Annotated in this window: 15 protein-coding genes; all 15 read right to left on the bottom strand. The window is 54.9% G+C overall.

Translation table 11 applies throughout. The features are described 5' to 3' along the window. Positions 1 to 4: 4 nt before the first annotated feature. The 15 genes from rfbD to ABI582_RS13420 all read right to left on the bottom strand — a co-directional run bounded on the left by rfbD (position 5) and on the right by ABI582_RS13420 (position 25,637). Positions 5 to 910: a dTDP-4-dehydrorhamnose reductase gene (gene rfbD, locus ABI582_RS13490; RefSeq protein ID WP_442119420.1), complete on the bottom strand. Its 906-nt coding sequence runs from the start codon at positions 908 to 910 to the stop codon at positions 5 to 7. Next, positions 907 to 2,007: a dTDP-glucose 4,6-dehydratase gene (gene rfbB, locus ABI582_RS13485; RefSeq protein ID WP_442119419.1), complete on the bottom strand. Its 1,101-nt coding sequence runs from the start codon at positions 2,005 to 2,007 to the stop codon at positions 907 to 909. Before rfbB ends, rfbD begins: the two co-directional genes overlap by 4 nt. Beyond that, on the bottom strand, positions 2,004 to 5,339 hold the full coding sequence (locus tag ABI582_RS13480) for a glycosyltransferase (protein ID WP_442119418.1): 3,336 nt from the start codon (positions 5,337 to 5,339) through the stop codon (positions 2,004 to 2,006). Before ABI582_RS13480 ends, rfbB begins: the two co-directional genes overlap by 4 nt. Further along, complete coding sequence (locus ABI582_RS13475) at positions 5,332 to 6,705, bottom strand: hypothetical protein (RefSeq protein WP_442119417.1); 1,374 nt, start codon at positions 6,703 to 6,705, stop codon at positions 5,332 to 5,334. Before ABI582_RS13475 ends, ABI582_RS13480 begins: the two co-directional genes overlap by 8 nt. Before the next feature lie 40 nt (positions 6,706 to 6,745). After that, positions 6,746 to 7,912: a nucleotide sugar dehydrogenase gene (locus ABI582_RS13470; protein WP_442119416.1), complete on the bottom strand. Its 1,167-nt coding sequence runs from the start codon at positions 7,910 to 7,912 to the stop codon at positions 6,746 to 6,748. A 164-nt stretch (positions 7,913 to 8,076) separates the two neighbouring features. Further along, the gene (locus ABI582_RS13465; RefSeq protein ID WP_442119415.1) at positions 8,077 to 12,129 is read right to left on the bottom strand and encodes a glycosyltransferase; all 4,053 of its coding nucleotides are present in this window, start codon (positions 12,127 to 12,129) and stop codon (positions 8,077 to 8,079) included. 118 nt (positions 12,130 to 12,247) lie between these two features. Continuing rightward, the gene (locus ABI582_RS13460) at positions 12,248 to 14,233 is read right to left on the bottom strand and encodes a hypothetical protein (protein WP_442119414.1); all 1,986 of its coding nucleotides are present in this window, start codon (positions 14,231 to 14,233) and stop codon (positions 12,248 to 12,250) included. Between the two features lie 194 nt (positions 14,234 to 14,427). After that, positions 14,428 to 16,440 (bottom strand): glycosyltransferase family protein, encoded by a 2,013-nt coding sequence (locus ABI582_RS13455; RefSeq protein WP_442119413.1) that lies wholly within the window; start codon positions 16,438 to 16,440, stop codon positions 14,428 to 14,430. Continuing rightward, positions 16,437 to 17,717 (bottom strand): UDP-N-acetyl-D-mannosamine dehydrogenase, encoded by a 1,281-nt coding sequence (gene wecC / locus ABI582_RS13450; protein WP_442119412.1) that lies wholly within the window; start codon positions 17,715 to 17,717, stop codon positions 16,437 to 16,439. Before wecC ends, ABI582_RS13455 begins: the two co-directional genes overlap by 4 nt. Before the next feature lie 66 nt (positions 17,718 to 17,783). Then, positions 17,784 to 18,905, bottom strand: a complete 1,122-nt coding sequence (gene wecB, locus ABI582_RS13445; RefSeq protein WP_442119411.1) for a non-hydrolyzing UDP-N-acetylglucosamine 2-epimerase — start codon at positions 18,903 to 18,905, stop codon at positions 17,784 to 17,786. A gap of 14 nt (positions 18,906 to 18,919) precedes the next feature. Further along, positions 18,920 to 20,236 (bottom strand): methyltransferase FkbM, encoded by a 1,317-nt coding sequence (locus tag ABI582_RS13440; RefSeq protein ID WP_442119410.1) that lies wholly within the window; start codon positions 20,234 to 20,236, stop codon positions 18,920 to 18,922. A 95-nt stretch (positions 20,237 to 20,331) separates the two neighbouring features. Continuing rightward, positions 20,332 to 21,852, bottom strand: coding sequence for a hypothetical protein (locus tag ABI582_RS13435; protein ID WP_442119409.1), 1,521 nt, complete (start codon positions 21,850 to 21,852; stop codon positions 20,332 to 20,334). Then, entirely contained in the window at positions 21,853 to 22,893 is a 1,041-nt protein-coding gene (locus ABI582_RS13430) for a tetratricopeptide repeat protein (protein ID WP_442119408.1), read from the bottom strand. It lies immediately after the preceding gene. Continuing rightward, complete coding sequence (locus ABI582_RS13425) at positions 22,890 to 23,207, bottom strand: hypothetical protein (RefSeq protein ID WP_442119407.1); 318 nt, start codon at positions 23,205 to 23,207, stop codon at positions 22,890 to 22,892. The genes ABI582_RS13430 and ABI582_RS13425 overlap by 4 nt, the downstream gene beginning before the upstream one ends. A gap of 9 nt (positions 23,208 to 23,216) precedes the next feature. After that, positions 23,217 to 25,637 carry a glycosyltransferase family 2 protein gene (locus tag ABI582_RS13420; RefSeq protein WP_442119406.1) on the bottom strand — a complete coding sequence of 807 codons (2,421 nt, stop codon included), beginning with the start codon at positions 25,635 to 25,637 and terminating at the stop codon, positions 23,217 to 23,219. Positions 25,638 to 25,640 lie beyond the last annotated feature (3 nt).

Raw genomic sequence — 25,640 nt, 5'->3', positions numbered from 1 at the left:
GTCCTTAAAGCTGGATCTCGTCCAGCATGCGCTGCACACCTTGTTGCCAAGGCGGCATCTTGAGGTTGAATACCTTTTCGAGTTTAGCCAAATTCAGGCGAGAGTTTCGCGGCCTGGCGGCCGGGACCGGATAATCCTCAGTGGCGATTGCACCCACCTGTTCGGGGCTTACCTTCAACGCACAACCCTGGCGGCTGGCATGTTGCAGTACAAACTGCGCGTAGCCATGCCAGCTGGTTTCACCCGCTGCTGCCAGGTGATAGATACCCGCTAGCTGACTCGCATTGGCGCAGCTGAAGATCTGCCTGATGATGTGGGCCGTTACATCAGCGATCAACTCCGCCCCGGTGGGTGCACCGTACTGGTCAGCTACCACGTTAAGTGCGTCGCGCTCTTTAGCCAGCCGCAGCATGGTCTTGGCAAAGTTCTGACCGCGGGCGGCGTATACCCAACTGGTGCGAAGCACCACGGCGCGGGCACCGCTGGCAGCGATGGCTGCTTCACCATCGCGCTTGGTACGGCCATACACCGAAAGCGGATGGGTGGGCGCCTCTTCTGGCCAGGGGGTCGAGCCGCTGCCGTCGAATACATAATCTGTGGAGTAGTGAATCAGCCAAGCGCCGATAGCAGCCGCCTGGCGCGCCAATACCCCAGGCGCTTCGGCATTGATGCGTACAGCCAAGGCTGCTTCGCTTTCCGCCTTGTCTACCGCGGTGTAGGCGGCCGCGTTGACGATGATATCCGGCTTTAACGCCCTAACTGTGGCCGCTATGGCATCCAGGTCCCCCAGATTGCCGCTCAGGTCCAGGCATCCTTGACGATCCAGCGCAATCACATGGCCAAGCGGTGCGAGTGAACGTTGCAGCTCCCAACCCACTTGACCATTTTTACCCAAAAGCAGAATTTTCACTGTTTACCCGAACCATACTGCTGCGCTACCCAGTCCCGGTAGCTGCCATCGATGACGCCAGCTACCCAATGCTGGTTGTCCAGATACCACTGCACGGTCTTGCGGATACCCGTGTCGAATGTTTCTGCAGGCCTCCAGCCAAGCTCTCGCTCAATCTTGCGTGCATCGATGGCGTAGCGGCGATCATGGCCCGGGCGGTCTGTGACATAGGTGATCAGCTCTGCATACTGCTTGACTGGTGCACCGGTCTTCACATTGATGACATCTCGCTCGCTGGCAGGCGCCATTTCATCGAGCAGCGTGCACAGTGTGCGCACGATGTCGATGTTGGCTTTTTCATTCCAGCCGCCAATGTTGTAGGTTTCCCCGCAAGCACCGGCTTCCAGCACTCGGCGGATACCAGCGCAGTGGTCTTCGACGTACAGCCAGTCGCGAATCTGCTGGCCATCCCCATACACAGGCAGTGCCTTTCCCGCCAGAGCGTTCACGATCATCAGCGGAATCAACTTCTCCGGGAAGTGGAACGGCCCATAGTTGTTCGAGCAGTTGGTGGTCAGTACTGGCATGCCATAGGTATGGAAGTACGATCGCACCAAGTGATCGCTGGCGGCCTTGCTAGCCGAATAGGGGCTGTTCGGGGCGTATGGCGTGGCCTCGGTGAATGCCGGGTCGTTGCTACCCAGCGTGCCGTAGACCTCATCGGTAGAAACATGCAGGAAGCGGAAGCTTGCCTTGGCTTCCCCCTCCAGCTGGTTCCAGTGGGCGCGAGCCGCTTCCAGCAAGCGGAAGGTGCCGACCACGTTTGTTTCAACGAATGCTTCGGGGCCCGCAATGGACCGGTCGACGTGAGATTCGGCGGCAAAGTGCACCACTGCCCTTGGGCGATGCTCGGCGAACAGCCGCGCAAGCAAGTCGGCGTCGCAAATGTTGCCTTGGATGAACCGATGCTGGTCGTTGCCTTCCAACGATTGCAGGTTGGCCAGGTTGCCAGCATAGGTCAAGGCATCGAGGTTCAGCACCTCTTCGCCACCTTTCGCACACCATTGCAGCACGAAGTTGGACCCGATGAAGCCGGCCCCGCCTGTGACTAGAATCATGTCAATTCCTCTGTCTGCAGCAGGGGATAGTCAAGGATCGACGTATAGGCCTCGCCCAACTGCTTGCACAAGCGCTTCAAGTTGTACTGCTTGGCACGTTTGCGCCCGGCAGCCCCCAGCGTACGAATTTTTTTCGGGTTGCGGCAGAACTGGCGCAGCCTGTTGGCGATTGCTTTGGTGTCACCGTGCTCGAAGGTGTGGCCATTGACCCCTTCATCAACCAATTCGGGCAATGCCCCCCAGCGATAAGCCAATACTGGACGGCTGGCGGCCATGCCTTCGAGCAGCGTACGGCCAAAGGTTTCCTGGCAGTGCGACAGGTTGAGCACAATATTAGCTTGAGAAATAGCCGTTTGCGGGCTGGTTGCGTAAGGCAACAAGCTGAAGTTGGCTGGCAGCTGGCCACGCGCTTCCAGTGTTCTCAAGGCGGCGACACTTGGCGTATTTGGCCCTATCAGCAACAACTGAAGGTTAGGCGTGTCCCGAGCGGTGTCGCAGGCCAGCTGCAGAAGGTCCTGGATACCTTTTTTCGGCAAGTTGCTGCTGATAAGCGCGGCCGTGATGCGCTTGTTGTCAATGACGTTAGGCAGGTCGAACGCCTTCAGGTCAATGATGTTGCTGACCACGTGGGTGGCCCCTGGCTTGCCCAGATGCTGCGCAGTAAAGGCTGAGTTGGCCAGTACGTGATCGGCGCGTTCCAGGGCTTGCTCCACAATCTGCGGGGCAGGCAGGCCGATTGAGGCGCAGAGTGCCGGGTCATGGGCCGGGGATTCGTGTGCATGCAGCACTGCCGGTACGTTCTCGCTACGTGCAGCCAGCAATGGCTCGCGCAGCATCAGGGTGTTGGCCTGCACCAACTCTACCGAATGGTCACGGATCAGCGTGCGGAAGCGTTCCACTGCCAGCGGGCATGGCGCTGTACTGGCTGACCATGGTCGAGTTGGAATACAGGTGACGAACAGCGAGCGGGCGCGCAATTCATCGATATAGGCGATGTTGGCAACGCTTGGCACGCTGACCAGCACGTTGAGTTGCAGGGCGTTGCAGGCATCGAGTACATCCAGCAGGCTGCGTTCGGCGCCAAACAGTTGCACATCGGCCGCGTGGGCGCACAGCAACACGGTTGGCCGACCCGCTCGGTTCGGCTGGTTGCCCGTGAAAGTAGGGTGGGTGGGGTTGTAACCTGCCTGGCGACCGACCTGTTCATAATGCACCAGCGGCGGCAGACCACTGTCGCGCGCCTCTATGCATTGTTCCAGGTACCAGGCTGTATTGAAGTCCGGGCCCGGCTCACGGCCTTCGGCAAAACCGTTGGCAACATAGTGTTCCCAGGGGCTGATACCGGCTTTCGCCACATCGGGGTAGCGTTGCAGGTACCAGGCGGCGTCGAACAATGCTGGTAGCCCTGTGGCGTTGTCCTGCACCGGGGCCGGCTCGGGCGCCTCGGGTTCCGCCAAAGCAGTAGCAGGGGCGGGGTGCTCGGCTACCGAGTGCTGCTTTTCGCTTGGCGCAATGGCCTGAGCTACAGGTGCAATCGCCAGCAGCTTGGCTTCACGCACGGTCTCCACTACCTGGCAGCTTTGCAAGCCGTCAATGACCGGTACTTGATCCAATGGGTAGGCCAGCAGATGACGCCCTACGACTACCACACGCTGGGCTTCCAGTGGCTGCTCGGCCAGCACGATGTCTACCGCACCCAAGACGGCCTTGCGAAGTATGTCGGGGCCCACCAGGCCGGGGCGCTGATAGTCTGGCCAATGCAGCAAGGCAACGCGTTCACCTTGCCCTTGCAACCTGTCCAGTATCAGGCGCAAAGCCTTGGCGCTGCGCGCTGTTTCGCCAAGGTCGCTGATCAACAACCAGTCGTAGCTGGCCTGGGCAGATGATTTGCGCAGCATCGGTGCGGGTGCCGGGAAGGCGCGTTCACCAGCGCTTTCAGGCAAACGCAGGTCAGCCGCATCTTCTGCCATTGCATGCCAGGTATCGGCCAGAGCGCTGTACAGCTGGCGCAGGCCGAAGAACGTTGAGCGCAGATGTGTGCCGGAAGCCATGGTCAGCGATTGTGGCAGATGACGGGCAATGACCAGCGGTACCCCAGGCAGCAGGTAGACCAGCGCCTCGGCGCCATGGCGGCGTTGCAGGCGTTGGCGCAGCTCATGATCGGCCGCGACACGCACCTCATCCCAGCCGCCAAGTTCGCGCACGGCATCGCAGCGCATCATGATGGTGGAAACGCTCGGTTCGATCAGGCTGTTTTCCATTCGCCAGCATTGGAAGTGCAGCTCGGTATCGGCCCTGACCCACTCAGCCAGAGTGCCGACCAGGCCCGGGTTCTGCAGCAGCGGGGTGGCCATGAGCTCCAGGCGCTGGGGGTGGGACCAGTCGTCGCTGTCATGGTTGACCACGAACGTGCCGGTCGCGTGCTTCAATGCTGTATTGCGCGCAGCGTAAGCGCCGCGGTTTACCGGTTGCTGCAACAGCACGATACGCGCATCTTCTCGGGCCAGCTCAGAAACACGCTCGACCGTGGCATCGCTGCTGCAGTCATCCACAACCAGGATTTCCAGGTTGCTCCAACTTTGAGCCAGCAGGCTGCGCAGCGCCGTTTCAATGAACACCTCGGCGTTGAACGCCGGCATGATCACGCTGATTTTTGGCTGGGCCTGGGGCGGAACCGTCGCGGCAGCCGCGGCCTGAAGGTTATCCAGGGTGAGCGTAGCTGCGGGGTTGCGCAGGGCAACCGGTGCCAGGTCGGCAGCGGCAAGCGCACGGTTAAGCCAGAACAGGCGCAGAGCGGCTGGCGGCTGGTGTTGGGTGCCCTTGGTGGCCAGCGACACATTGGCGGCTGCCAGGCACAAGTCGGCTTGCATGCCTTTTGCTGCGATGGCCTCGGCGATGCAGGCTTGCGCAAGCGACTGCTGGCCATTGCGCAGCAGCACCTCGGCCCTTAGCAATATTGGGCCAAGGGTGCCGATGTAAGGTGGCAGTGGCTGTGCGAGGGCGTCGATGTATGGCAGCGCGCTCGACCATTGCGAGGCACTGGCATGCCAGCGGGCCAGGGCCCAGGAAGCATAGGCTTGCTCTTCACGGTCCTCGGTGTGTGCCTGGAGGGCACTGAGCTCCGGCAACGCCAGCCCGCTGAAGCCGCCCCACAGGGCCGACTCCAGGCGGTAGGCTTGTAGGTACCGGGGCAAGCGGCCCTCAGCGGCACCATGTTGTTCATAGTGCTGTTGCGGGTCTGCACCTGCAGCCGCTACATCCGGATAAGTCGCTACGTACCACTGGGGGTCGACCACGCTGTTGTACGGGCTTGCCGCCTGGGCCTTAGACATTGGCAGCCACCCGGCTGATCACTTTACGGGCACGGTGCAGCGTGTGGTTGGATTGGTCCATGGCCGCAAGAATTTCGCGATTGGCCAGGTAGTAGTTTTCCAGCTCTTCCTGCACCAGGTGCAGTTGCGAGAGCAACAGCTCGTTCTCTTCACCCAGCGCCTGGGCATTGGCTGTAGCGCCAGCCAGGTCCACGCCGGCCTGCTGTTGCGCGGCAAGGGTCTGGTCCAGCTCTTTCTTCAGCTTGGCGTACTTGTCGTTGAAACCCTGGCTTTCCAGGTGGCGCTTTTCCAGCTCTTCTTGCACTTCGTGCAACTGCGCCAGCAGAAGCTCGCTTTCTTCCTTGTAACGTTGTGCAACGCTACTGTCGGCATGCGCTTGTTGGGCTTTTTGTTGCGTTGCGCGAGCCTGCGCGGCTTCCAGCTTCAGGGCTGCGACTTGTTGTTCGAGCGACAGGCCGGCCTGATGGCGCTTTTCCAGCTCTTCCTGCACGTCATGCAGTTGAGCCAGCAGCAGTTGGTTTTCCTCTGCCAATGGCTTGGAACCCACACTGACGGCCGCCTGGATAGCCTGCTGCTTGTCCGTCTGCGCTTGGGCCAGCTGTTGCTGCAGGCTGCTGTGCTGGTCCTTGAGGCGCTGGCTTTCTGCTTCACGATCCGCCAGCGCTTGCTGTGCGCGATGCAACTGCGACAACACCTGCTCGCGCTCATCGTTGCGGCTTTGCTGGGTGTTGCGCGCTTGGTCCGTTTCACGGCGCAGGCTGGTGATGGCCCTTTCCCGCTCATGCAACTGCAGTTGAGCGTTGGGCAATTGCCGGCCGGCATGGATCAGGTCCAGCAGTTCGATCAACCCTGTAGTCGTTGGCAGTGGGCGATTGGAGCGGAATTCCGGTTCACCGTTTGGCAGCCATGCTGCAGCTTCCAACGCTTCGTACAGGGTCCAGCTTTCGGGCGCCATCTGCTCGAAGACGCCAGCCAGTGTGGCCGCCAACGGGTCGGTAAACAGCTGCACTGGCTGGTCGTTGTAAGCCAGGCCCAGGCGTTCGAACAGCGCCTGCGGCGTCACCCTGTCGATGTTCACCAGAATCAAACGCTGACGCAGCGTGCGGCGCAGTTGCAGCACTGCGCGTTGCTCGGCCTGCCACTGGTGCAGTGCCGCTGCGACATCGACGGTGGCACCATCGGCCAACCAGGACCAAGGTGCGCGATACAACCACACGCGCTGGTGTGCCCCCGAAGCGTGGGTGAGGTCGACGCCGGCCATGAACTGCGCAGCGGGTTTCCACTGAATCGAAAATGCGTCGTCAAATGAGGCGCCTACATACGCGCGGCTGGCCTGTTCACTCAGGCCGGAGAGTAGGGTTTGCATCGATGTCTCCATAAAAACGGTAGCCATGTCATGGCCGCGCTCAGTCCTTGCTGTACAGGTCGCGGGTATAAATTTTGTCGAGTATATCGTTGATTTCATCGGTAAGCCGATTGGCCACGACCACATCGCAGCTGCGCTTGAACTCTTCAAGGTCGGCCAGGACCGGAGAGTTGAAAAAGGTCGCAGTTTTGAGCACCGGCTCATAGACCACCACCTCCACCCCCTTGGCCTTCAGGCGCTTCATGATGCCTTGAATGGACGAGGTGCGGAAATTGTCCGAGCCGGCTTTCATGATCAACCGATAGATACCCACTCGTCGCGGCTGGCGCTTGAGAATGGCCTCGGCGATGAAGTCTTTGCGGGTACGGTTGGAATCGACGATTGCCCGAATCAGGGTCTGCGGCACGTCGCTGTAGTTGGCCAGCAATTGCTTGGTGTCCTTGGGCAGGCAGTAGCCGCCATAGCCGAAGGAGGGATTGTTGTAATGGTTGCCAATTCGCGGGTCCAGCCCGACACCTTCGATGATCTGGCGGGTATCCAGGCCGTGGCTTTCGGCGTAACTGTCCAGCTCGTTGAAGTACGCTACGCGCATGGCCAGGTAGGTGTTGGCGAACAGCTTGATCGCCTCGGCTTCGGTAGCGCCGGTATGCAGTACCGGCACGTCTTTCTTGATCGCGCTGTGCTGCATCAGTTCGGCGAATAGCCTGGCCCCTGCGGAGTGCCCGCCAACCACGATACGAGAAGGGTACAGGTTGTCGTAGAGCGCCTGGCCTTCACGCAGAAATTCAGGCGCAAAAATGATGTCGTCATAACCGAACAAGCTCCGCATGCGCTCGGTGAACCCGACGGGCACTGTGGACTTGATCACCAATGTGGCCGCCTGATTCACTGCGCGCACATCGCGGATCACCGACTCGACGGAACGGGTATCGAAGCGGCCGCTTTCAACGTCATAGTCGGTGGGTGTGGCGATGACGACGAAGGCCGCATCGGCGTAAGCCTCTGCGCCATCGAGCGTTGCTTGCAGGTTGAGCGGCTTGTTAAGCAGATAGTCTTCAAGCAACGGGTCGACAATGGGCGAGCGCCGCTGGTTGATGGCGTCTACCTTGGCCGGGTCGCGGTCCAGCGTTACTACCTGCACGTGTTGAGCGAGCAGGGCGGCATTGGCAAGGCCTACGTAGCCCATTCCGACGACTGTGATTTTCATGGTCTGCATACCCAGGCACCGGGCAGTGGCAGGCACTGGGGAGGGGTGATGTTCATAGTGTGCTTTCCCTTGCGCGCCTAGGCGTACTCAACAGCAGATAATGTAAGCAGGCCGGCTTTTCAGCCGGCCCTGCGAAGTGCCAAAGCGGTGCCTTGGTGCCTGGGCTATTTCAGGCAAGCATGTAGTATGGGTATCAACCGTTGCAGGCGTTCGCCTGTGTCAGGCTTGATTGCGCGCATCGAAGCCCCGGCAACAGCCTTGCTGATCGCTGCATAACCCCAGGGTTTGTGGGCACGAATGAGTGCCGACTGCTGGTCGTCCGCCTGCCGGAATTCATTGTACAGGCTGGTATTGGGCGAGGGCAGTTCCTGCAGCCAGTCTTCGGGGCGGGCGAGCGCCACCATCGGAATATTGCGTTGCTTGCAGAAAACCGACAGGTGCAGGTCTGCCATGCCCGGCGTACCGAAATGGGTAAGGTCCAGCCCGCGCAACAGACCCGAGTGGAACGCTACGGTGCCGGTGCCCAGGTTGTTCACCAACGCATCCCGTTCCAGTTCCTTTTTGAACATGTGCACCTTGCGGAAGGACGTGAAGTAACCTTCTGCCTGCTCTGGTAGTAGTACCCCATGTACCCCGATGACCGCCTGGCGCTCGTAATTCTCGATGCGTCGCACCATGCTGGCGACGTAATCAGGGGGATATACGATGTCGTCATCTGCTGTGAAGTAGTAGCAGTCTTCTGCAAGTGCGGAAAACGCCAGGAACTTGCCATTGTCGCGCAGACCTGGGTGGTCTTTGGACAGGTAGACCGTTACTTTGGGGTGGCAATTGCGGACGAAGTCTGGGATCGAATCATAGCGGTCCAGGTAGATGTGCATCGCGTCAACCTGAGGCGCGAGGCTAGCGAGTACCTGGCGCAGCAATTCGGCGCGTTCTGGGATGGAGCACAGGCTGACGACCACGGGTTGGACGGGGTTGGCGAGGCTGCTAAGCGCTGGTGGAACGGGGATTAGGTCACGAATGACCGGGAAGCGGAAGAACTCTTGGAAGCTTTCTGCGCCGAGTTCTTGGTGTAGCTGGGCGAAGGCCTCTTTGGAACGTTTGCAATGCGCTACGCGATTATCGTTGATTTGCAACGCGCCAGATTGAGATGGGGTGGCAGCAGTCAGTTCATCCACCAAAGCCTGGTAGACGAGCGGGTGCTCCATCTCAGGAATAGAACTGTTCTCGAATGATGCCCAAGTACGAAGTCGTAAGTTGAATTCGTCATCAGATGAGTTTTTGAAATAGCCAAAATAGCCTATACGCTCCAACGTGGTACGGCTCAGAGCTGGGAGTGTTTCTGATATATAGTTGTCCGGCGCCGCTGCAAGAACTCGGTTTGACGGAGTGAGAAGTTTTGCGCGGCCTTCCATAACTCCAATAACATCTGGCTGCACCAGGTAGTGCATGCTTAGACGAATACGTTCGGGATGAGAGAGCTCATTGCCACTCTGGAAGAACAAAAAATCGCCATGAGCCTTCTGTAGGCCTAGGTTTCTTGCGAAGCTTTTTCCGAGATTGGTGTTAAGGCGATAGCAGAAAAGATTGCCAACAGTTTTCCGCAAACGATCTAGTATTTGCCATGTTTGGTCAGTACTGGCATTGTCAACCACGATCAACTCTAAGTTTGCCCAGCTCTGGCGGAGTACTGAGTCAACCGCTTGCTCGACAAATCCGGCATCATTTTCGGTGGTCAATACAACCGATACTAGCGAAGCATGCGGAGTCGCAATTTTCGGTAGGTTGGGTGAGAGCTTAGCAATCGAATTGTAGATCTCGTTGAGAACAACGGGTGTCTCATTAGTGAGGTAATCACTTCTGGGGCTGTCAATGCTGAGTTGCAACGGGACTGTTTGGCTGGACTTTGCTTGCTCTGTGTGATTGCCAAGCCGCCTTTCAGCAATATCAATGCTCAGTTGGTAGAGGTGAGCCAGCCCTGGCTGCTCCAGGATAGCGTTCTTATAAAAACCTATAGCTAACTCATACTGTCCTGCTTGAAAAGCTGCTTGGGCTCGATTAGTTAGCGACACGGGAGAAGCTCCTGATCGGAGGAATGTCCTGATAGGGTCTTGTTTGATTTTATTAGATGAGCCAACGCACTTTTCGAGTGAAACTGCTGAGGGTTCAAAAGTTCTTCCGAGTACAAGGGAGTGGATAAGCGCAGTGCCAGGTCCTTGGATACGTAGTGCGAAACGTAAAAAATGACAGTTTTCAGGTAGGATTAACGAATAAGCAGCGCCGGCACTGTTGACGGTGTGACCAATCCCAGTTCGACTATCGTTTTCAAATTCGAAGAGTGTATTCAATTCAGTGAGAGCGTGCTCTGAAATCAAACGAACTTGATTGTTTTCGGAAAGATTTATTTCGCTGCGACTGAATCGGTTGGAAGCATATAGTGTAGCGCAATTGTTATGATCGAGTTGCGACTTTATCAGTAGGGAGTCGCCCTGAAGTTCAAGGGTTACCGCCTCCGGCAATCGGTTTTTTAACCAGTCGTAAAGTGTCTCCCCGGTGATTTGTACCGCAGTTGCGGAAACGATTGGTTGGCGATAGTCAGCAGCAGAAAGGCGCTCGGCAATAGGGAGAATATCTGCGGCTAAAGATAACCCACAGTTCAGAGGTAAGTCGGAAACTGAATCAATTACTGTCGATGAGGAAAGCTGGGAGCCATTGTGGCAGTATTGGAATTCATCAGTGGCCAGTATTGTGTCGGGCCAATTTATGATGGTATTTTCCATATCTTCCAGGTTTTGATTCAGCCATCCAGTTGGTAGTTTCGTCGTCCGTATTATTGCAGAGCGGGCGAATAACCTGTCGACGTAGCTATACTGAAAGCCATCCTCATTGAGGTTACAGGCGCCGTTTTGAGCGGTGAAATATGATCTTTTTCCAATAGCGTTAGCTTGGGTAAACTGAGTTGCAAGTGAAAGGTCGGTTAAGTAATGAGGTCCATAAAAGTCATCGCTGCTGAAACATGTCAGCCAAGAATGCTCGCATAATGCAGCTTGGACTGCAGCTTCATATTCAGGGTGCGCAGTGTGAATAGTGATTTTATAGCCTTGAGTTGGTGCTGGTTGGCTATCATTTTCATGGTAAGTGCGTAAAATTAATGACCGGCAAGGATGAAGTTGGCGCTTAATATTTTCAATAATGCGGCGCTCGCGTTCAGCGTTTCGTGCTATTGCCAAAATCAATATCTCTGATCGCGCAGGCTGCCAGCGCTCCCCGTTGATTCGAGCTTTTATATACTGTAGGCGATGCTCGTAAGTATGTTCACTCAAAACCTTTCGCAACGCCATTAAACGTTGTTTTCGATAGCTGGTCTCGTCGTGCCATACTGATGAGACCTTGTCTTCAAGTGTGGATTTGTTAGGGCTCGAAATAGCCAAGTCGCCAAAAAATAGTTTCATCCCTTTTGAAGGGTTGCTAACAACTAGACTGTTGCTGCCCATAAGCTCATACACGCGCCGCGCAAACATGCTTTGCGACTGAGTGACAGTGTTTATGTTTACTGCAAATCGATAGCCCTTGTAAGCCAGGTCAATTTGAGTGAAGGGCAAAAAACCTTTAATTAATGGGGTGTACTCTGGCGGGAATTTTGTTTCTGATTTTTCATTCAGATAATTGCGATCGTAAATATCCAATCGACCAATTTTTGAGATTGATTCAACTAGAGATCTGAACTCCATTTGACGGTCCGGGTAACGTTGGTACCAAGAACCGGCGAAGCAAAAAGCGTTTTGTCGCTCGACGGTATTCAGGGGGTTGTGGAGTTTAGGTTGAACGCCGAATGGCAGCAGGGACACACGATCATGGCCAAGCGCCTTCTTGTACCGAGGAATGCAGTCGATATCAGTTGTGAAGACATGGTCAAAAAACCTTGCCAGCGCGATAAAAGTGCCGAAGTGTACAGGGTCTTCCTTATTCCAAAATGCCGTTGGAATCTGTAGGGATTTGCACAACTCTAGGCATCTCAAAATTTCCTTGCCTGGAGGTGCCAGCTTTTTTTGCCAACTGCCATCTTGGCCTAACCAAGCCGACTCCACGAGAAGGATGTCGGGTGAAGAACGTAGTATTTGCTCTTCGAACGAATCGGGATGAATGTGCTCGGTTTGCTCGGCAGCGAGGCTGAATGCGGCACTGCTGAATGCGTCCGCCAATAGTGCAATCTTCAAGTGCAAATGGTCCTTCGGCGCGTATATGTCATCAGCAATTTTCCCGCACCCGTAAATTTCTTTTTATACAGGATCAAACCGTTACAGCGCTTGATCCTGCCGTTAGTTCGGTTCGCTCTTAAGTATTTACTTCTAAGTGAGCGAATGGGTTTGACGAGCAAATGGTTTTTGTACCGGGTAATGCAGGTTGTTTTCGAAGCGAAATTCGCTCAATGATAACAGTCGCAGCTCTGCCCCAGTTCCATGGCTCACAATTTCGAAGGCAGTTTACACGGACTTCAAAGTTGACAGCTTTTTCTGCGTCAGTGTGGTATGGGTGTATAGGAATCACTACTTGGTTAGTGTCCTTCCAGGCTGATACGTCTGCTGTCAAAAGCTTTTTGCCATCGATCAGAACCTGATACTCAATCCGTCCGGGTATATTAGGATTAGCATAAGGAGTTTTGATGTGAGCGACTAGGAAGCTGTCCTCCGGTTCGTTAACACTGATGCTGAGCTTGAAGCTGATCATCTCTCCAATTGTGGGCGCGGAATTGACGAAAGAGAATTTCACGCTTCTCGGTGATCGCATGATCGACAGTGTGGGGTTCTCAGTACCCGAAGACGACGAACTGGAGATCTGAGCGGCCTCCAGGTTCATAGCGTCCGAAAATGAACTGCTGGCGACCTTGAATTCCGAGTAGATATTTGTTTTTTCATTGATTTGCCAAAACTGCAGAGCTGGCCAGTTGCGTGCGCAAATCTCCAGCATAAGGTCATGACCTTGGCGAAGGGGCTCAGGTATGGAGAGCAATTTGCTCAAAAAGCGTCTGTTGTTGAAGAGGATGAATGTGTCAAACGCCGAGTCACTCTCTAGCAGAACCAGCGAATGCCAAGCACCCATACGGTATTCCCAATAGAATAAATCGTAAGGGTCATAGTTTTCAATGTTGTTATAATTGCATTCATTCAAGTATTGATCAAAGATGTCTATGACCGGCTGGTCATTTTCGGCGCGTGACGAATAACATGTCACGGCTGATTTTGTATCTAACTTCCTAGGTAAGTTGTAGGAGTTTTTGTAGAAAATCCTTCCGATTTCCAAAAGGTTGGAGCGCAGATGCAGCAAGTTCTGATCTGCATAGCGAAGGATGTATTCGGCAGCTACAGTCGGACTGTGTGTCACATGTGAAGTGCGAATCTCGTTCTTTAATTTTTTAGACGCTTCAGAACGGCCAGATTCGGATAGATCGATCAGGTCATGATCTAGACCGAGATTACTGCTGATTTCTGTAGCAATCAGTTTATCTATAGGCAAGATGTTCTTGGATAGCTCGCCTTCTTTCCCAAAATAAGTGAAGTACTTCACATTTCGGGAAATGCTTCTGGTCGCAGACAATGTAACCCTGCTGTCAACGCCTGCCGTAATCGAGCACAAAATGCGATTATGAGCGGCTAGGTGCTCTGCTTGGCTTTTCAAGATCTCCGCTAACTCATCAATGGTCGCATTGATGTCGTCAGGAGTGTGCAGGGATTCTCGAGGGAAAAAGCGAATAAGCTTATTTGATTCGCAGTCAAACAAGTGGTTGGGGACCAGTTGCTTTATGTTGTGGAAGAGGGTGGTGTTTCCAGGTAAGTGATAGCTGCTGTATTCGGTCAGCCACTTTCCATAATCATTTCTTGAAGCGCCTATTTGCTTAGCTACAAGATCAGGGTGAGAGCTGATGCATAAGGGCTGCGTGGTCGAATAAAATACGCTTCGCATCCCCGTTGCGTCGTTAATCATCCGAATGCTGGAGGAGTCGCTGTTGTATGTCCCATAAAGAAGTAAGAATCTACCGTTAATGGAATCAAGCTTCTCAAAAAGCGTATTCTCTCCAGTGATAAACGCATCAAGGAGAGTTGGGGTAACAAGGCTTGTGCCGTAATCCCCCGAGTCAAGATCAAGGGCAGTGCCAAGCATCACGCAGAATTGACCATCCTTTATACGGTAGTCAAAGCTGACACGAGGATCAAAATGGAAGTTCAAGCCCAGGGCATTTTCGGTGCGCCAATTGTTGATCTCTGACTTCACCGGCTCGGCTGAAATTATAAATCCGCGCGAGTAGTTTGTATGTTTACTCATAACTGCGAGCTCCTGGTGCTATTCTAAAAATTAAAGCTTATGCGCTTTGCTTTTAAAATGATTATTTTGAACGATTCCTAGTGTGAGTGTGTGCAGGAGGTATGCTCACATCAGTATAGACCATTTCTAGGTTGATCGGTTCTATTGAAAAGCGCATAATAATTTCATATAAACAATTGTTTCGCGTAAGTGACTTAAAAATCACATACACTTGTGTCCAAATTGTCAGCGATTACTTCCGTTTGTTTTCCGGACAGGAAGTATTCATCTGTGGCGTCCCAGGTGTGAGCTGATGTTGCACCTCTCCATACGATGAAGTTGAAAGGATCTGATGCGTAAATTTTGATCCCGTCTTTTTTGAGGCGCCCAATCAGATCACTGTCTTCCCCGCGGTTGAGAGATTGAAACTTGTACTTGTGGAATACGCTGGCTTTAAATACAAAAGTCGCACCAGCAACAAAGTCCGCTTCGCAGTGTTTGACTCCAGGGAAACGCTTAATTAGCTTGCTGGATCCAGAGAGGTACATGAATAGCTCTTTTTTTCCAACAAGTCCATAATCGCCGAAGGAGAATGGAATAATCATGTCCGACAAGTAGTTTTTAAAGTACAGATCGTCATCGTCCATTTTTGCGATATACTCGCCCTCTGCATAAGCTGCAGCATCGTTGAAGCGCTCTCCAAGGGTCACGTCCTGGCTATCATTTACAATGACTTCGACGCGCTTGATGTTAGAGGGTGTCGCTTTGAGCTTGGAAACCAACTCAACTCTTTGCTGCTCATTAAAGTCCTGGAGGACCAGGATCAGTTCACAATTAGGGTGGTTTTGCCGCGTCATGTTTTCGACGATGCGGTCAATCATGTTTGGGCGACGGGTGCAGGTAATAATGCTGATTAGGGGCGCAGAATCATCTGCTACCTGCCCAAGCGATTTTTGAATATCTTGTAGGCGATGCGAGTAGGTATGTTTTTTCATCACCTCTCGGTAGCCGATATGAGATGACTTCTCCCAGAAGTGCTCATCAGTCAGAAGCTTTTCGATGATGACATTAGCTTCGTCCGCATCTTTTGCAACGTGAACGATCCCCGCGAATTGCTCCTCGATAGCTTTTGAGGGGGTAGATACAACTGGTGTTCCACATGCGAGCAATTCGTAAACACGGCGGGACATCATCGTTGGGGAGTCAATGATGGTGTTAACGTTCAGGAATACTTTAAAGCGTTTGTATAGTTTCACTACTTCGGTAAAAGGTACCGCGTCCCTAATGAACGGCGTATATTGCGGTGGGAACGCGTAACGATCGCCATCGATTTTTGACATTCTGTCATAAATGGCGCCATTGAACTCAATAATGGACGGTAGTAGTGCATCCATTTGACGCTTTCTTTCGTCGTGCCCGACACCATAATATGAACCAGCGAAGCACACGGATTCTGGAGTGGTGCGGAATCTGTCCGACGGATTACAGATTCTTTGTTGTGCCGCGAAGGGAACCGCGTGTACTTGTGCGCTAGGAATATCCCGCTGGTAGTCGGCGACTTTGTTTGCGTCAGTTGTGAATATTATGTCAGCATGTTTTGCAATTGGTAGATAGCGGTCATAATGCATCGGATCTTCTTTGTTCCAGAAGATGATAGGCATTTTTTTCTTTACTTTCACGATCGCGTCTAGCAGGGCCTGAGCGTTCGCGTGCTTCAACCCGGGAGAGGTGAAAGCATACTCCCAAGTCCCACGATTACCTTTCCAGCAGCTCTCCAAAAAGCAAAAATCCGACACGGATTTATCAATCTGCTCAGTATAATTTTTTCGGCTGATGGGGTAGCTGGTCATTTCATAACGCCAGCACTCTTCGGAAATCTCGTCCATAATTGATATGGATCGCAAGCGTTTGGTCGGTTTCACGCTTGTGATGCTCGGCGCACCCGCGGACCTTGAATTAGTCAGATTCAGGTGCGGCGTTACGATGTTCTTAGCAAAGTTTGCACCTACTTCAATGCCTTGGAGGCGACGCTCGCACAGAAGTATATTGGCATCAAAAAATTTCTGGCCAATAGTTTCTGCCAGATATTTGTAGGTTTCGAGCGCAGACTCGTAATTACCTTTGCTGTATTCGGAGGCGGCAAGCCGCACTTGATTTTTTTTCGGAAGCAAGGTTGCCCTTGCTTCTTTAAGTTGATTGTTGATGACCGTTGATTCTTTGCTGATCATGCAAAAATACCCACTGAATCAATGCAGTATGCGTGTTGGCGCAGGGTTTCCACAGCTTCAATGAACGGGGTGTGTTTTACTAGAACACATATGACGTCCGCAGTTTCGACTGCTTCGTCCAAAGTCGCCAGGCTGATGTTAGCTTGTGCCAGCTTTGGTGGAAGCACTTCGATATTTGGTTCTACCGCCACGATTTGGCAGCCCAAGGCAGCCAGATTTCGGGTGATATCAACAGCTGGGCTTTCACGAAGATCGTCAATGTCAGGTTTGAAAGCGAGACCCAGGCAGGCTACTTTAATATCGGAAATGGTGCTGCCTTGTTTGGTGGCCATTGTGTCCAGAACAGCCGCTTTTATTTTGTTCAATACCCATTCAGGTTTGAAGTCGTTAACTTCTCGGGCGGTGCGGATGAGACGCGCTTCGTCAGGAGTAGTGTCGACGATAAACCATGGGTCAACAGCAATGCAGTGACCACCTACACCAGCGCCAGGTTGAAGAATGCTTACGCGTGGGTGCCGGTTCGCAAGCTCTACTAGTTCCCAAACACTGATTTCGAGTTTTTCGCAAATCATTGAGAGTTCATTGGCGAAGGCAATGTTAACGTCGCGGAAGCTATTTTCAGTCAGCTTGCACATTTCAGCAGTACGTGCGTCGGTGACAATGCAAGCACCTTCAACGAAGATCTTGTAAAGCGCGACAGACATTTCGCTGGCTTTGCGTGTCATGCCACCGATGATCCGGTCATTGGAAACCAATTCGTGTACGACTTTGCCAGGAAGTACCCGTTCTGGACAGTGTGCAATTTGGATGTCGGCTTCCTCACCGGCCTGCTGTGGGAAGGTGAGATCCGGTCGCGCTTCGGACAACCAGGCAGACATTTGCTCCGTGGCACCGACAGGAGAGGTCGATTCGAGAATGACCAAATTGCCTTTGTTCAGAATAGGCGCAATGGCTTTGGCAGCGGATTCAATATAGCTCAGGTCAGGCTTGTGGTCGCCTTTGAACGGTGTTGGGACCGCGATAAGGAAAGCGTCCGCTGGTTCGGGCGTACGAGTGGCGCGCAGATAACCTTCAGTCACTGCGGCATGAACCAACATGTCTAACTCGGGCTCTACAATGTGAATTTTGCCACTATTAATGGTATTCACTGCGTGTTCAGAAACGTCGACGCCGATCACTTTCTTCTTGCGCGAAGCAAAAAGAGTTGCAGTTGGAAGGCCGATATAGCCAAGGCCAATCATAGAAATTGTTTCAAAGGAATATTTAGAGTTTGGCATGGTCTTTCCTGACATTGTGTGCTGCATGCTGGCAACGATACCGAGCATGCACGCAAGGGCTAAGGGTTAAGCGTTTTTCAGTAACGCCTGAATAATTGTTTGGCAAGCAGTGCCGTCGCCGTATGGATTGTGAGCAAAGCTCATGGCTTTATAGGCTTCGTGGTCCGACAGAAGTCGGTTCAGTTCACGAACTATATTTGCCACATCGCTGCCCACCAACTTTACGGTTCCAGCAGCAACGGCTTCGGGCCTTTCGGTGGTGTCCCGCATTACTAGAACAGGCTTGCCCAGAGATGGCGCTTCTTCTTGAATGCCGCCTGAGTCAGTAAGAATGATGTGTGAGCGAGTCATCAGATGAACGAAAGGCAGATAGTCCATCGGCTCAATCAGGTGAACGTTGTTAATGCCTGACAGCAGGCGATTCACAGGTTCTCTTACGTTAGGATTCAGGTGGACTGGATAGACGATATCAACTTCTGGGTGCTGTTGAGCAACCTCAAGCAGCGCCTGGCAAATGCGTTCAAAGCCGCTGCCAAAACTTTCTCGGCGGTGCCCGGTAACCAAAATCAGCTTGCGAGACGGATCCAGAAAGTTAGAAGGTGCTGAGGCTTTTTTATACAGTACTTCATCGTTTTTCAGGCGATTTACAACGTCCAAAAGCGCATCGATTACAGTGTTGCCGGTCACGACTATAGAAGCATCAGCAACCCCCTCGCGCAGTAGATTCGCTCGCGAGTCATCGGTGGGTGCGAAATGTATGTTAGCCAATGCTCCGGTCAGCTTGCGGTTACCCTCTTCCGGCCATGGGGAATATAGATTTCCGGTGCGCAGCCCAGCTTCAACATGACCAACAGGTATTTGGTGGTAGTAGGCAGCCAGGGTCGTAGCAAAAGTAGTTGCCGTGTCGCCATGAACCAGGACCATATCAGGCCTGAAATCCTGGAAGACGCTTTTCATGCCTTGCAGGATCGAAGTGCTTACATCCGTGAGGTCCTGGCCTGGCTTCATGATGTTAAGATCAAAGTCTGGCTTGATTTCAAACAAGTCCAAAACTTGGTCGAGCATCTCTCTGTGCTGCCCAGTTACGCAAACTCTCGCCTCGAAGCGCTCATCTGCTGCGAGTGCAAGCGCAAGGGGTGCCATCTTGATTGCTTCGGGGCGAGTGCCGAATACTGTTAGGATTTTCATGAGATTATGCTCGTTTACACCTTATGGGGGATGGAGATAAGACAAGCGTCTTTTTCCATTTTGCGAGTAGACATCTGAGCATTCAGGCCCTCAACTTCGATGTCTTTCAGCCATAGCTGGACGATTTCCTTTTCATCTTCACGGATGTAGTCGTCGAGCAAGATGTCGATGTGCGCACCTTTGAATCCTGCAAGTACCGAAGGCACTGCAGGGTATCGCGCATGTTTTCCAACCGATGCAGGTGGGCCATCGACTATAATCAGTATTTTGATGTTTGAAGTTAGCTGCTCAGCCAACTTATGCAGGGCGGCGTGACAGCTGTAATATGAGTATGTGCTGCCGTTGGGTGCCTTGAAGTCAGCCAAAGGCGCAAGCTCCAGTTGCACGGCGCCCAGTAATTCCGCGTGTTGCAAGTTCGCCTGCGTTTGCGCGTGGTACTGCTCCAGGTGTTCGAATGCCACCTGCACGGTGGCAGGCTTGCCGTGTTGCTGGCGAGCGATTCTCGCCAACGCTTTGGCAATGACTACGGTTGAAGTGCCAGAGCCAAACTCGAGGATCAAGTCATAATCATTGCCGTCGATCAATTCGACCAGGTACAGCGCAAAGTCCGGGCTGATCGGCCAACCGTGCATGCCGGGCAAATGTTCGCCGTGATTCAAATAGTTCTGAACGCCCATAAATGCTTCCAGCTGCTGTGCAGCATTCAGCATCTCCGACTTCACCGTGCGCTCCAGAGACTGGCGCACTTTGATCATTTCCGCGTTCTGCTGCCTGATTTGTTCGCTCAAGGTTGCGTGCTGCTTCTGCAAATCCTCGGACAACTTCTGAACGGCGTTTTTTTCGGGGGCAGGGCGAATGGCGCTTGGGCCTGGCTTTTGCTGGGCTTCGAGGGCTGGCAGCCCAAGCTGGCCCAGTTCCTCGCGCACGCGGGCTTGTACCAGCAGGCGTACATCTGCGCCGGGCGCGGCAATTTTCACGGCGTTCTGGAAGTGCTCCAGCGCCTGTTGCGAGCGACCAGCAATGGCCGTGGCGCGGCCCAGAGTATTGTGCACGCCGGCAATCAGCACCTGGCTGATCAACTTCTTGCTGCAACCCCAGTCCTGGGCCAGGCGTGTGAACTGGCGCGCCGCGGTCATGTTGCCCAGTTGCTGGTGGGCTCCGGCAGCCAGCAGTGCCAACTTGGCGCGGTCCGGGTGATGCTGCAGGGTTTCGCGTTGCAGCTCGGCAAGGCTCTGCCAATCCCCGAATTGCCACTGGGTACGGCTGCGCTCCAGCAGGTTTTCATCATAAGGGACCAGCTGCGCATTGAGGCCTTCGTCGGCATCTTCCACAACCACCGCCGCTGCGGCCTGCTGTTGGCCACCGACCGGTGTGTTACGACGGCGCAGCCAGTTGGCAATGGCTTTAAACATTGGCAGGCCCACCTTCAGAGCCCTGGCTCGCGCAGAAGCAAATCCTTGATCAAGTCGAGCTGGGCTTCGCTCTTGACCAGTTCTTCTTCCAGCAGACGCTGCCGATGTTGATACTCGATCGCTTCGCGCTCAAGCGTGTGCACATAAGCCTGATTGGCCTCGAATGTACCCTTTTGTTCGGCCAGCGCCTTCTGCAACTGATCGCGTTGTTCGCTGACCTTGTCCAGGTGCCCCTTGCATTCAACGGCCGATGCGCTTTGTGCATTGCAGGTTTCAGAAAGCCGCGCGTTTTCCTTGGCCATGGCATCGCGCTGGGTTGCAAGCTCGTCGGCAGCGGCGCTTAGCGCGTCAGCTCGGGCCTGGTGTTCGTCTGCAAGATGGGCCTGCGCCTGGTAGGCGCCAGCCAGCTCGGCACGCTGGTTTTCCAGCGCCTCGTTGACGCTGGTCAGCTCGGCGTTGCGGCTACCCAGCGCGGTAAGTTCTGCTTGCAGGTCGGCTATCTGGCTGGCCTGCTGGTCGTAAGCTGTGGTCAACGCTGCATGCTGTTGCCCTAGCGCTTCGCAAGCACTGGCAAGCTGATCGCGCTCGTTGGCAATTGCATCAATTTGCGCGTGCCGCGCGCTAGCCTGGCCGGTCTGGTCTTGCAGCGCCTGGCGCAGCTCGGCTTGTTGGGCTTCCATGGCTTCGCACGCAGAGAAGAGCCGGGCGTTCTCGCTTACCAACTCATCGAGCTGTTGTTTTTGCTCGTTAGCCAGCCCGGTCAGTTCGAGCAAGGCGGCATCGCGTTGCTGCAGTTGCTGCTCCAGGTCCTGTAATTGTTGTTGGCTGTTTTGTGCTTCAGCCGAAGACTGCGAGCGCAACTGTGCAACTTCGCTGTGCAGGCGATGCTGTACCAGGCGCGTAGTGTTGCGTTCGAATAGCAGCTGGCTTTGCGGGAAGATGGCGTCCGGGTTGTCGGTCACCAGCTCGAAGCCTATGCCGTCCATCCAGGCGATGATCTCGCTGTCACTGGCATCATCCTGGTACAGCGGCTCGCTGCTGCATTCGATAATCACCCAGCTAAAGGTGTGCAGTGCGGCTGCAGGGGTAGCTTGCAGTAATTGCAATGCCTGCCCCGGTGCGGCAATGAGCAATGCGTGGGGCTGCCGGCCGTCCAGGGCCTGTTCTGCCACGATCGCTTCAAGGCTGCGCGCAGGAACCTGCAATGCTTCATCGCGGCGCAGGTTGGGGTAGTAGAAAAACAGGTCGACTGCCTGGTTGAGGCTGCTGTAGGCCAGGTTGTTCAGCGCTTGTAACGTTGCCACAGGCTGTTCGTCACCGGTAACGGCGACGGCAAGCAGGTGTTCGCCCTGATCATGACGCAAGCGACGGCCCAGTTCCTCGGCCAGGCGTGGATGTGCCTCGGCCAGCAGCAACTGACGGCTACCCAGTTGGCGCCAGTCGCCCAGCAGGCTGCCGGTACCGGCACCCACGATCAAGCTGGTGTCCAGGCCGTCAGCGCTGTGTTCATGAATGTGCCGCAGCAGCTTTTTCATTTACTCAATGGCCTCGTTCAGCCGGGTTTCGACGTCGTCCAGCAGGGCTTCAAGAATGCACTGTGCCTTGCGCAGTTCATGCAGTTGCGTCATGCCAGGCAGGGTGTTGTCACTGGGCTCGCACAGTAGATCACCCAGCAATGCGCACGCTTGAGTGCTGTCCGGGCGCTTGAGCAGGAACGATTTGAGCAGGGCGATGGCTGCGTCGCGCTGCTGTTGGCCAAGCAGCAGGTCAACACGCTGCGGCAGGCTGTGGTCTTGCATGTACTTCAGTCGTTTTGCCAGGGCGGTGTCCTGCGGTTGCAGGGCAATGGCTACCTGTATTGCTTCTTCGGCCTGTTCGAATTGGCCCAAGGCAAACAGGCTGTTGGCCATGCCCAGGTGTGCCCAATGTAGCCGCAGGTCGCAACCGGCTGCCACACGGAAAGCGGCAAGGGCTTCGCCGGCAAAGCCCAGCAGCATCAGGCATTCGCCCAGCTTGCAGTAACCCAGCGGGTTTTCGCCGAGTGCGCCGTTGATGGTGGTCCATGCACTCCGGGCTTCCGCGAACTCGCCGGTTTCCTGCAGGCGTGATGCCAGCCTATAGGCCTGGGTGAAGTTGCGCAGGTTGCCGGCAAAACGGCTGTAGTTGGCCTGCTTCATCATTTCGGTAAGCATGGCCAGGCCAAGCGCCCGAGGGATCTGCTGGTAGCTGGGTTCGCGGCGCTCTGGGCCGAAGGCGTGAGGGCCGCCGCCAAGAATGCCACCCGTTTCTGCAACGCGTGCGGTCAGGTCATGTACCTGGCCGTCGAACAGTTCATGGGACAGTTGCAAATCGAACAGATAGCAACCATCGCCTATCCCGGCAGTTTGCAAATCTTCTCGAAACTGTTGCGCAAGCCCTTGGGCAACGATTTCACCATTGGCGATAATTTCAATGGTCAGCCGTTTTTGTGGGTGAGCAGGAGCAAACGCCCAGCCAAATGCGCGGTCGTCAAGAATGTAATCGAAATGGCCGTTGACTTCGGTACTTGATGCTGCCGGTGCAGAGAGGGAATTCATGGCGTTTGGTCTGCAATTGAGTACGAGTGGAGGTTTGCTGGCCGCCCCTGATAATGGCAGTGCAGCCATAGGGACGCGCGCATGCGCTGGGGCAGCGACCGTGCGTGGGTGTCGATGCCGTGCCCTGATGAAATAAAGCGCTTGTTTACTGTGTGGTTAATCAGGCAATAAATTTTTATTGCCATACCGCAAACCCGGGCTAAGCTTGGAACTGATTGGAATAACAATGTGTCAGGCACGGCATAACGCAGTGCGTGGGTCAAAAGAACCAGCACAGTGAACAGAAGTGAAAATTTTTGGGCATTGCCATCCATGCCGTACACCTATTGATTCCTTTCATCCCATGACCCATTGGCAGGCTGGGGGTGCTTGCGTTTAGCAAAGCTGCTTACGGGCATTGCTAATCCACCGTATGGCCCGGTCAAGTAGTCCGTTGCCAACGATGGATTATAAAACGGGTCATTGTAGTGGCCGATCGTCCAGCGCTCAATGAATTTTTGCTGTTCGCGTTGAGCGCGCGCTCTTTTTTCAGGCGCCAAATCTTTGCCGCGGCTGGCGGACTCTGCGTGGATGAGTTGTGCACCTGCACTCCACACCAGATGCAACCCTTGTTGTTGAACTCTCATGCAGAGGTCGACATCGTTGAATGCTACCGGGAATGTGAGCTCATCAAGCCCACCCACATCGTCGAACACCGCTTTGCGCATGAGCATGCAGGCTGCCGTAACTGCACTTTGGCGACGCGTTAGCTGGTTAAAACCGAGATATCCCGGATCGTCTGCTGCTAGCGTATTGCCACTATGTGCGGCAAGGCCATTGATACCTACTACTACACCGCCGTGCTGGACCATGCGGTTGGGCCACAATAACTTCGCCCCCACTGCGCCCACGTTCGGGCGCAGAAGTTGCGCCACCATTTCTTTCAGCCACCCGCTGTCGATGATTTCGATATCGTTGTTCACCAAGCCGATCACGTCACCCGTTGCCAGATTTGCTGCGCGGTTATTGATGGTCGAGTAATTGAACGGGAAAGGATGGCGCAGCACTGTGACACCCCGGTCATTTAATGCTGTTAGATAATCCAGGGTTTGCGGGTCGGTGGATTGGTTATCCACAACAATGAGTTCGAGGTTCGGGTAATCGGTGTCGTTAAGTAAGCCTTCCATACACGCGGCCAGCAATTTGTACTGGTCACGGGTTGGCACGATCAGGCTGACACGGGGCAGTTCCACGGGTAATGGCCAGTGGGCCCGCAGCAAGGCGGGGTAATTGTCCACGCTGCTCACAGTCGCCCCTGTGGCCAACTGTTCGCACAGCCAGCTGATAGCCTGCTGGCGTTCGGGGGAGGGCGCTGCCTGCTCGGGGCTGGCGGCAGCCTGGTGGGCGCGGTGGTACAGCACGCGGGGCAAGTGGCTCACGCATAATTTGTTGCGCTGCGTGGCTAGCGCCGCCGCCGCGCTCAGCTGGTGGAAGTTGCAGGCCTGTGTGCCCGGCCCGGCGGGTAGCAGTGCCAGCGCTTGCTCAATAACCTCTTTGCCAAATATTGCGCCTGGCGTAAAGATATCGGCGCCGATGAACAGGTCAATGTCCCACGCGGGTTTGAACCAGGGGAAACTGCGTTCGCCTTGTGCGCCATCGCGATCGCAGTCGGCGTAGCCCCAAGCACTGCCGTCGTCCAGCAGGGCGCTTAGGTGGGTAAGCGCATGCTCTGCCAGCCTGTCACCTGCAACTAACGGCAGGATCCGATCACACCCCGCCTCGAGCAATTGCCGCAGCCCACGGGTGAGCATCTGCGGTGGCGTGGCTGCCAGGGCATGCACGCCGAGACGGTCAGCGCCCAGGCTCGCCAGGCTGGCTTGCTCAAGGGGGTTGTCACCGTCGCTGATCAACAGGATGCCGAGAGTACCTTGCAGGGCGGGGGCGGGTGCGTCGCCCAGGCGCTGAAAAGCGTCAAACCACTGTGGGTACAAATGCCAGCCGGCGCTTTTGGGGAGGCGCAAAGCCTGCTCCCGGGCGAGGCCGCCCAACAGGGCCAGGGTGCGGTCGTCCTCGGCTACAGGTAGTTGTTGAAGCAACCCCTCAAGCCCCTCCGGCAGGCAACACAAGCGGACCGGGCTGCCTGGCAATGGCTGGCCAAGGTCGTTCACTACCTCCAGAACATGCAGTTCACCATCGGCAAGCTCCCAGGGCAGGTCGACGGCGAAGCCGTGGTCGGCACTCGCTCGGTAGGCCAGCGCCTGGTGATGTTGGTCGCAAATTGCTTTCGCGACCTCACTGCCGCCTTCGCGTACGCTGATTTGAACGTGTCGGCGGGGCGCTTTGGGGTCCCATGCCCAGCCGCTCAAGCGTAGGCCGCCTGTATGCCAAACCTGTGAAGCAATGGCTGAGGTATCCAGGGTCGGCGCGGCAGGGATTTGCACCTGTCCTTGAAGTGGCAAGCCGGTATTAGCTATTTGCGCCGTGATGGAGCGGGCTTCGTCCAGCCAGCTTTGGCGCAGCTGCACGGAAAAGCCGTGAAATTGGTCTCCCTGTGGAGCACAGGGTTCGTATTGGTCGGCGCGGGCAAGTGCGATGCTGGCGCCATCGATGAGCACTTCAACGATCAAGCGTTGCTCGGGTTGGGCTGCATCGAATGCCCAGCCCTGCAATACGTCGCCCTGCAGGCCGATGATGGCTCCGATTGCAGTGGCGGGGTTGACGATAGGGTCGCCCGCCTGGGGCGTATCAAGGGCTGCGTGGGGCATCAG

Source organism: Pseudomonas sp. SAS7 (genome assembly GCF_052112345.1).
In the GTDB taxonomy this organism is placed as follows: Bacteria; Pseudomonadota; Gammaproteobacteria; order Pseudomonadales; family Pseudomonadaceae; genus Aquipseudomonas; species Aquipseudomonas putida_Q.
Note: the sequence above shows the minus strand (reverse complement) of the source record. Positions and strands in the feature narration are given on the sequence as shown.